The sequence below is a fragment of the Flavobacterium sp. genome, from assembly GCF_013822155.1.
Taxonomy (GTDB): Bacteria; Bacteroidota; Bacteroidia; order Flavobacteriales; family Flavobacteriaceae; genus Flavobacterium.
Genome location: NZ_PNJW01000043.1, coordinates 17,714 through 27,449, shown reverse-complemented (window position 1 = coordinate 27,449; position 9,736 = coordinate 17,714). Strand labels below are relative to the sequence as shown.

Annotated in this window: 5 protein-coding genes; 3 read left to right on the top strand and 2 right to left on the bottom strand. The window is 38.7% G+C overall.

The window, feature by feature from the left end; all coding sequences use genetic code 11:
* Window positions 1–611: 611 nt before the first annotated feature.
* Window positions 612–1,322 carry a recombinase family protein gene (locus C0512_RS10885; protein WP_290861468.1) on the bottom strand — a complete coding sequence of 237 codons (711 nt, stop codon included), beginning with the start codon at window positions 1,320–1,322 and terminating at the stop codon, window positions 612–614.
* A 259-nt stretch (window positions 1,323–1,581) separates the two neighbouring features.
* Here C0512_RS10885 and C0512_RS10880 point away from each other — a divergent pair, with 259 nt between their 5' ends.
* The 3 genes from C0512_RS10880 to C0512_RS10870 all read left to right on the top strand — a co-directional run bounded on the left by C0512_RS10880 (window position 1,582) and on the right by C0512_RS10870 (window position 9,388).
* Window positions 1,582–2,337, top strand: a complete 756-nt coding sequence (locus C0512_RS10880; RefSeq protein ID WP_290861466.1) for a J domain-containing protein — start codon at window positions 1,582–1,584, stop codon at window positions 2,335–2,337.
* A gap of 117 nt (window positions 2,338–2,454) precedes the next feature.
* Complete coding sequence (locus C0512_RS10875; RefSeq protein ID WP_290861464.1) at window positions 2,455–8,718, top strand: ATP-binding protein; 6,264 nt, start codon at window positions 2,455–2,457, stop codon at window positions 8,716–8,718.
* Complete coding sequence (locus C0512_RS10870; protein ID WP_290861462.1) at window positions 8,675–9,388, top strand: hypothetical protein; 714 nt, start codon at window positions 8,675–8,677, stop codon at window positions 9,386–9,388. The genes C0512_RS10875 and C0512_RS10870 overlap by 44 nt, the downstream gene beginning before the upstream one ends.
* On the opposite strand, the gene C0512_RS10865 is transcribed toward C0512_RS10870, so the two are convergent.
* Window positions 9,389–9,727 (bottom strand): hypothetical protein, encoded by a 339-nt coding sequence (locus tag C0512_RS10865; RefSeq protein WP_290861460.1) that lies wholly within the window; start codon window positions 9,725–9,727, stop codon window positions 9,389–9,391.
* Window positions 9,728–9,736: the final 9 nt, after the last annotated feature.

The window sequence follows — 9,736 nt, the reverse complement described above, 5'->3', positions numbered from 1 at the left end:
ATATACCAGCCTTTAGACACTTCTCTGATAAAGCCTTTTTTTATGAGTAACTGACGATATTTTGCATTAGGTATATCATCAGTATAAATACCTACTTTACCCTTATCCTGTAAGTCTTTTAAAAAAGTGAGTGCCTCTGTAAATCGTTCTCTAGGTGTTGCCATAATCTTATAAATTAATCTCTTTTTTTAGTACTAATTCTATCCTTTGCACTTGTACAAATATTAGCAAATATAAAAGTACTAAAATTAGTAAACATAATTGTGCTAAAATTAGCAAAAATAAACGTGGTAATATTAGTAAACGTAATTATGTGGAATTAATAAACAGGAAATAGTAATGGGTACTTCAAAATATTTATCACAAGAGTAAAGCCACTCCTAGCTTTATAGAGAACCAATAATTATTTAATGCTTCTTATAAATCTTATTTATTTACAAATAAATCTTATAAACAAAATAAAGTTTTGAGAAATCTTACAAGGCATCAAAAAAGGATAAGATAGGAACTAAGTGTTCTATTAAAGTCCCTCACACCCTCTTCGGATATTATTGGTTCATGTATAGCTTTTACAAATTGAATCTCTTAATCTTTCGTGGCTTTGATCGTTATTATTCCACAATAAATGGTATTTCGAAGTATTTTCCAAAATTTTTATTGCTGCATTGAAGTCCTTTGTGACATCCCATTGTCCTGACTTGGTTAATGGAAAATGTACCCTTTGAAAACTGTTCAAAAGCCCATTTGATTAAGTTTGCCTCTGGAAACTTTGGCACTATAATCTTTCTGCCTTCCTGAGTTGACTGATTACTATATCCCATCGGTGACCCTCCAGGCCACCTACCCATTTTTCGAGATCTTCTCATGCCATCCGAAGCATTCCTACCCCTCCTACTGTTCTCCGCTTCTGGTATTGAAAGGTAAACTGCAAGCATCACTATGCTTTCAGGCACATCGAAATCAATAGGCTGATCGATTGCCATTGCCTTTGTTTTAAGCCCTCTCAATATCCCTAGCATCTGATAGGCATATTCAATGTTTCTGCTGAATCGATCCCACTTTATAAACAGTATGCTATCTGAAAGGTTTTTCTTGTTCTTCTTTAAAGTATTGATAATTTTCTTCCATTCTGGTCGATTAAAATCCTTGGCTGAAAAATCTTCCCTGAATATTCCCTTTACTGCAATGTGGTTCTGCTCGCAGTACCTCAACAACCTATCCTCCTGCTCAGGAAGGGAGTAGCCTTTTCTCTTCTGTTCGTCAGTACTTACCCTGACATACAAATAAGCTGATTTAATAATATTCAAATTTGATAATTTCATGTTAAATTACCAAGTTTGATGAAATTAATGATTACGCTTATTGATTTTTGACCATTTAATATGCTTCTTTTAATTCGCTTATTTATCTGATTACTCAGTACAGCACTTTTTTTTGTTCTTTTATTGTCTGTAGCAACAGACATAAATGCCTATTAGTCAGGTAAAAATCTGCTACATGAATGGTATCCGCCAAAATGGCGGTTAATTATGTTTATATTTTGTTGGAATGATTTTAGCATAATTTTAAGAAAAACCAATCATGACCACAAAACCAATTCAGGTAAAATCGACAGAAATGCTGGCGTTTACATCACTCAAAAAGGCCTGCGTAATACAGGCCACAATCGGTAATAAAACGGAATTTAACACCACTCTTTATTCCAGCTTGCGACCATATTTGAAATTCCCATTTTCAATTGGAACAATCGACATCGAGCAATTGGATTATAGTGATCCTTTTACACAAAAGCTAATTGGCGACCAGATGGAACGTATTGGTCTTATACCTTCAGACACCATGCTCCCTGGATACTACCTATTCAAAAAAGGCATTCTCGCCGCATATCATCCTGGAACTTTTGACGTATCTAGGCTGGATGCTAATTTGGTGAGCACAACAATGAAAATTGCTGCCGGTGTAGGCATCCTCACAGCAATATTTTTAAAAAATGTTGCATCGGGTTTTCAGATGTTTGCGCAACTCAGTGAAGTGCCGACCGGAATGAGCATTTTCGAATTTTTCAAGGAAGTACTTGAGGCGAATAGCGATGTTGATGTTATTAAAAAGCAACAATTTATTTTCAAAAGCGAGATCGATAAGGCGTATGCTTTGTTCGGGATTTTACGTTCTGCAACTGATAACGAAATCAAAGCTTCCTACAAGAAAAAATTAAAAGAGTGCCATCCAGATCTAAACCCAGGTAACGTAGAAGCAAGTAACAAACTGACTGTAAAAGTAGTCGAGGCATACAAGCTAATAATGGGTGAACGAAAAGCTACAAATGTTGAAGCTTAGAATTTACTCGATTAGGAGAAAACGAAACAAAATCGACGAAAATTAAAATCCATATATTCTAAATGGCGATGTTTAATTTTAAAAACTCGATATTTACAAAGGCAAAAATGTAATCACATGGCATATGATTTAGTAGGATTTTCGAGAGCAGGAGATGTTTTTCATTACCGATGGGCGGCTCGGCGGTCTTTAAAGATGATTTTTCCAACTTCATCATTGGGTTCCATAACTATTGAAGGATCACCGGAGAAAGATAAAGCCGGTGAGTACGTCATTGATCTCACTGAGTGCTACGGAAAACCTGACGAAGGGCAACAAATCAAGTATTATCAGCTTAAACACACAACTGTTAAATCAGGCGTCCCGTTTGTGTTAAGCGACCTCAAAACAACTTTCGAAGGATTTGCTAAGAGATATACTCAGCATGCCGAAAAGAATGAAATTAAAACAAAATGTATATCGTTTACAATCGTATCAAACCGAAAGATTGATGATAACTTTAAAAAAGGAATCACCAATATTGCGGACGATAAAACAACAAACAAAACTTTTAAGGATACTCTAAAAAAATATACAGGTTTTGCCGATGTTCAATTGAAGGAATTTTGTTCCGTCATAAATTTTGAGGACGGCGAAGGTAATTATAATGTACAGAAGGATGAATTGAGGGTTGAGATGTCGCAGCTTGTCTCGGGAACTTTTGACAATGCATATGTTGACAGTATTATCACGCTTATGCAAGAGAAGGTGCTTCCCGATTCCAATGGCTTAATCGTCAAAGAAGATATTTTAAACAGAATTGGCGTTACTTCAGAGAAAGCCATGTTCCCTGCAGATGCAGTTTGGGAAAACATGGACAATACAATTACGCGTGTTCAGCATAAAACTTTGGTAGACAATATAATGGAGGCTAATTTGCCAATAATAATCCATGCGGAAGGCGGAGTAGGTAAATCTGTTTTCGCAAGACAGGTTTTAAAATCACTTGATGAAGGATCCATGGGCGTTGCGTATGACTGTTTCGGTGCCGGAGGTTACCGCAATCGAAGCACGACACGCCATATGCATCGCACCGCATTGGTGCAAATAGCAAATGAATTAGCCGCCAAAGGACTGTGCGACCCCCTACTTGTACAAAATACAACTCTGGACCGTGAGATCATGCGAGATTTCTTGCTTCGTATTGGTTCAGCAACTGCTGCCCTAAAAATGGCAAACGAAAATGCCGCGTTAGTCATTGTAATCGACGCAGCTGACAATGCAGAAATGGCTGCAAAGGAATTCAATGAGTTATGCTTTGTGCATGAACTGATGAGAGAAAATCCGCCATTAGGCTGTAAAATAGTCTTTTTATGCAGGACCGAAAGAATTGATCTTTTGCAACCTTTGGGTGCCACCGGTAAATTTGAACTTCAAGGATTTAGTGCAGATGAATCGCTGGAAAACCTTAAAAATTATTTCCCGGACGCGAAACCGCAAGATGGAACAGAATTTCACAGACTTACCAATGGGAATCCCCGTGTTCAGGCGAATGCTCTAGATTTTAAAACTGACTCTGTAGCAGAATTATTAACCAATTTAGGGCCGGCGGGAACGAAAATTGAAGATCAAATCGAGTTGCAACTATCTAGGGCAGTTACAAGAATTGAAGATCTGTATCTGCCAGGATTTAAGGATCATGTACAATCCATTTGCATTGGCCTTGCGAGCCTTTCGCCGCACATTCCATTGGATGTGCTAGCGCTTGCGGCCGGTGTAGAGATTGCTACAGTAAGGAGTTTTGTCGCCGATATTGGCCGGCCACTGTGGATTTCTGACTTGTCGGTTCAATTCAGGGATGAACCAACAGAAACGTGGTTTCGAAAGAAATTTTGCGCCTCTAAGGCCGACTTCCAAAAATACATCACTTCATTAGAACCATTAGCCATCAATTCAACCTATGTTTCCCAGGTGCTACCACAATTATACCTTCAAGCGGAAGAATATGATAAATTAATCTCAAGTGCCCTGTCTGATGACTTTTTACCGAAGGATAATCCGATTGACGCAAGAAACGTCAGGGTTTATCGATTGCAATTTGCTTTCAAAGCCGCGTTAAAACTCCGCCGTTTTAAAGATGCCATAAAACTTGCCGTACGCGCAGGTGAAGAAATGGCCGGAGAGCAGCGGCAATTGTTATTATTGCGACAAAATCTGGATTTAATTGTACCGCTGCAAAGCGAGGATAAGGTAAAAGAACTTGCTTTCAAAAGATCAATATCGGGTGCTTGGGCAGGGTCGGAAAATGTTTACAGTTCCGCACTTTTATCGGCAGTAGATGGATATAAGGGTGAAGCGAGAGGATTTTTGAGGGCTGCCATGAATTGGCTAAATGTGTATTTTGAACAATCAAAAAAGAAAAAAAAACGTCCCCATTTTCATGATGAAGAAAAACTGCAAGATGGCGATGTACTAGAACTTGCAAACACGCACCTAAACATAAATGGTGTAGAAGGTTTTGCAAAATTTGTAACGGGGTTGAAACCTCATTCTGCTGTTTACAGAACTATTAAATCTCTTTCTTCAAGACTTATTGATAAAGGAGAATTCGAACTGCTTATAAAAATATTGGAACAGCTTAACGATTATCCATATTATGTTGTTGCCATCACCGATGAACTTGGCAAGGTCGGACAATTCCCAGATGGCGTACTTCTCGAAAAATGCTTAAAGGCGTTAAGCGCCGAACGAACACGCATAAAAGAACCAATATACCTCCACAACGATACGATAACTCCTGCTATTCTTTCTTTTTTAGAAGCATGTTTACAACATAATATGCCCGAAAAAAGAATTATTAAATCCCTTAATTACTATTTTCCGGAGCGAGCCAATCAGATGGTGTACAATTCTCATTTTGGTGAGGATAGAATGTTGTACTTACGGTCGCTGGCAATCAGGCTGCATATAAGTAAAATTGACACGGTTAGTCTTGAAGATATTACACCGACGGATCTAATAAATAAAGACAATAAAAAGCATCAACAATCGGATGATCTAAAAGAGTTTAATTTTATTATTAATGGGTTGTTGCCATTATATCAGTTAAGACTGGACATTTTAATGAACCAACCATCAGATATACTTGCACGCGTTAAAGAGGCGATTCCAAAATCAAATCAGGCATTACAAGGCCGCTACAGGAGCAGTGATAATTTCCCTTCAGAAATCGCAACATTGTACCTCTCAATTTTAAAGTGGTCGAAGAATTGTTTTACGGAAGAGTTGAAAGAATTCTTTATGTCCTACATCAAAGGTAACGGATCTCTTAGGGTTAATCATCATATAAAACTGGTAAGAATAGCTTATCGTTTACCACACCTCAAAGCATTTGCAAAGGAATCTGAGGAAGATGCATTTAGGCTAATTAAATCTGTTAGCGAGGATGGTCCTGAAGAAATTGCAGACCGTTATATTTCACTGTCCCGTGCTGTTCTGGCTGTATCGAAAGACGATGCAAGCGTTTACTTTGAAAATGCAATCGAGATAGTTTCGAAATTCGGTGACGAAATTTACCAACGGTGGGAAGCAACTCAGGCATTGGCAAAACAATCTGTAGCCAATCACAAGCCAAATCCCGAAATTGCTTACCGCTTTATTCGCGTCGCGGAACTAGTTGGAGAAAATCTTCGGGAAAAACATTGGGACCGAGGCGAAGCCATACAAGTTTGCACAAGATTGTCAACATCAAGCGGAATAGCCGCCTTAAGCAGATGGCGTGAAAGGGAGATTGGACGATTTGAGTGGCTCGAATCGGCTTTGATACAAGAACTCATTAGTAGCGAAAAAATCTCAATTCAAACCGCAATTGCTTTAAGTACATTTCTTGACATCGACCAAGTCCGAAATATCATCGGTAAGTTGATTGAGAGGCCTATCTCGTTACAAGCAAAAAACATATTACTAGAACGGTTAATACCTCGCGTACAAAATGAAGGCGCAACACCGGAATATTGGAATTCGTTGAAAAAGGCATCGGATCTCGCGGGCACTAAAAACGCTGAGCTCGACAATATCATAAATTCCTTTGAAGAACAAGCTAGCTCAGAGGAGAAAAAAGAAGCTACAAGATACAGCGCAACCGAGCAAGATACCTTTGATTGGGAAAAGATTTTTTCGGATTCCGATTTAAATACGGATGACGGGCTTAGTGCATCGTTGGCGAAATTCGAAATAAAAATTGCCGAACGCAATCCATTTATACATAAATCTGAATTTTGGAAAAATGTCCTCAATCGCATCGAAGAAAGTGACGCATATAATTTTCTTGGCAACTTACCCAACGTAAATAAGCTGTCGTTGAATGATGTCGAAGAGATTTTCCAGGCACTACCAACAGATTGGAAATCAAAAGTAAGTTTCAAAAAACGATTATCTCCATCATTATCGTCGATCGGGCAAAAATTTGCTCATGAACTGGTTATCCCTTGGCATTATAAGTCGACGATAGAGAAACTGTCATTGGATGGAGAGCAAATTTCCGTTTTGCAGAATGGCATCTATGAAGGGTTGGCGACCGGAAACGAATTTGCGGATGCGGAGATGTTGTTTGGATTTGCAGTCATTTCACGTTCTCATCTTACCAACGACGAAGCAGTTGATTTACTGGACTACACTCTTTCAAGATTTGAATTGCACGTTGACGAAGATTTTGGTGATGGCTCGGCCAACCCTGCCGTTGATGAAGTCTATGACGCTTCCAGAAGCGTTGCCGGGTTCGTGTGGTCATCGCTAGCTTCGCCAAAATCAGAAATCCGTTGGAAAGCGGCACATTGCGTTCGGGAATTAGTGCACTTTGACTGCGTTGATGTCATCAATCAGCTTTTCTATTGGCTGGAGCGTGACAATGCCGGACCGTTCGGCGTCAAAAGTTATCCTTTTTACAGCTTCCATGCCCGGTTGTACTTGTTCATAGCGTTAAGCAGGGCGACTATGGAAAAAACTTCAAATGTTGAAAAACATGCCAGCACAATCATGCGTTACGCTCTAAGTGAAAAGCACATATTGATTAAACAATTTGCGGCTGACACTGCATTAAACATTGCAAGAAATAACCAAGATGTTTATGGAATCGAGGTCGTTAATTCATTAAGCAATGCTACAAAATCGAGGTTTCCGATAAAAACAGTTGATTATAATTATCAAACCAAGAGTTATCTGCACAGAGATAATGAAGTTGAGCGGAAAGAAGGTTTCTACTTTGGATGGGATTTCGATAATTATTGGTTCAAGCCATTAGGCGAGGTTTTCGGCATATCGGGAGAACAAACAGAAGATCTTGCGGCGATTGTTATCGAAGAAAAATGGGGTAACATTAAAGGTGGATATAATAGTGATCCACGTGTCGGATTATGGAATAATTCCAATGATTACAGTACCCATCATGATCACGGAAGTTATCCCCGAATAGATCGCCTGGACTTTTACATTTCTTATCATTCCCTAATGATCGTAGCCGCACAATTGCTCGAAAAGATGCCGACGGTAATCAGAAGGGACTGGAGCGAAGATGATTGGAGCGAATGGTTGTCCCGTCACCTGCTAACCAGTCCAGATGGAAGATGGCTTTCTGATTTCCGCGATCCCGTACCCACTACAAGTCCAACGTGGGTAAAAAGTGATTACCGAGACGAACAGCAGCTCGAAATATCCGACGATGAATTCTTGGAATCACTAATCGAAAAACGCAATGGAGAAACCTGGCTGAACGTAAAAGGGTCTTGGCAGGAGAGCAACAGTACGATAAAAGGCACCTATTATGTAACGTCAGCGTTAGTGTCACCGGAGACTTCGGAAGCTTTACTTAATGCGTTATCAACTTGTGTCGATTTCCGGGACTTTAAGTTGCCATCATATAAAGAAAAACGTATGGAAATAAACTCTATGCCTTTCATTCTTAAAGGATGGATAAAAGACCGAGACATTTCAAAAAGTCTTGACGAATTTGACCCATTCGCCGGTGAAATCATGTTCCCACCTTATCGATTGGGAAAAAAAATAGTCAAGGATATGAACCTTTTAGTTTCAGAAGATGGAAAAAAATGGTATTGTAACGATTCCTGTGAACCCTCATTACTCAACTCGCTTTATGCCAGTTACAATGGTTCTCGTGATGAGGAACCGCAGCAATTAGGAAATCGCATGTCGGCATCACTGTTCTTTTTAAAACAGCTTTGCATCGATCTTAAGTCTGAGTTGATAATCGAAGTGCAGCTGGGACGAAATCAAATATACCGACGTTATATGGATGATCGCAAATACAAAGAATCAACAAGTAAAATTTTTATATTGTCAGCAGATGGAAAAATCAGAAGCACAACAGAAAACCATCAACTTGGGTAAGTTGTTAGTTAAAGAATTACAACTGGAACAAAGCGTTGACACGCTAGGCAGATGGATGGCACATTACCTGGCCATGAAAATGACTGAAGCGGAAAGTGCAAGCGGTCAAGAAAAAAGCAGGCTCGATAAAGAATGCTTCGACATTATTTTGAAGATTTGGAGCCACAGGTGGCAATTGCCCGGTAACTCAAAACCTTTTCAGAATTTCGTTCCCATTTTTGAATTTTTGGTCAAACTAAATCCTGACCGTGAACGATCGTTTTACTTTGATGATGCCATTGCTTCAAAGAAAAAGACAGTTACAAAAAAAACTTTCAATAGTGATGGTTGGTTGGACGTAGCCAAAGCCGCGGACAAGTATGCTCGAATTTGCATTGACCAAGCCCTGAATAATGCTGCATCAGAAGTAACCACTGATGAAGAAACAAAATGGTTGGAAAATGCACCCCGCCTCACAGAAGATATCGATGTACAAATAATAAATATCGTGCTAGACAAGGAAAAGGATTTCGACCTGATTGACAGTACCGAAGAAAGTAAGGAAGACCTAATGAAAAAAATCAAAATTGAAAAACTACAGTCTAATATCGACTTCTTGCAAAATTTTCAAAAGCTTCATGGGAAATTATTGAAAAATTTAAAGCAAAAACTAGCGACAGTAAATCAATAATCAATGTCTTTTGAAATTTCTTTCAACTGCGAAATCGTTTATTGGTAAATAAGACAAGTCATCGTAAAATTCAGAAAGAGTCTTCGCTATTTCGCTTCCGGCATAAACAATATTATTATGCATCAAATGAACCTCATTCCTGACTATAATGTGCCCATTAAAAGTAGTGTTTAAAATTTCTTGATCAGATCTGTTACCTTCTCTGATTGAAACAAAATTTGTTTTAGATAATGTGTTTTTACCTTGTTGATATTGTGGGTCACTGAAACCATTGAAAAATAAATCAGTTTTTTTATGGACAATTAAGTATTTTTCCATATTTGAGATTGATTTGTCCATAAATTGTCG

Excerpts from the sequence above, each read along its gene's own strand:
- C0512_RS10885 (WP_290861468.1), bottom strand. The coding sequence starts at position 1,322 with ATGAAATTATCAAATTTGAATATTATTAAATCAGCTTATTTGTATGTC.
- C0512_RS10880 (WP_290861466.1), top strand. The coding sequence starts at position 1,582 with ATGACCACAAAACCAATTCAGGTAAAATCGACAGAAATGCTGGCGTTT.
- C0512_RS10875 (WP_290861464.1), top strand. The coding sequence starts at position 2,455 with ATGGCATATGATTTAGTAGGATTTTCGAGAGCAGGAGATGTTTTTCAT.
- C0512_RS10870 (WP_290861462.1), top strand. The coding sequence starts at position 8,675 with ATGGAAAAATCAGAAGCACAACAGAAAACCATCAACTTGGGTAAGTTG.
- C0512_RS10865 (WP_290861460.1), bottom strand. The coding sequence starts at position 9,727 with ATGGACAAATCAATCTCAAATATGGAAAAATACTTAATTGTCCATAAA.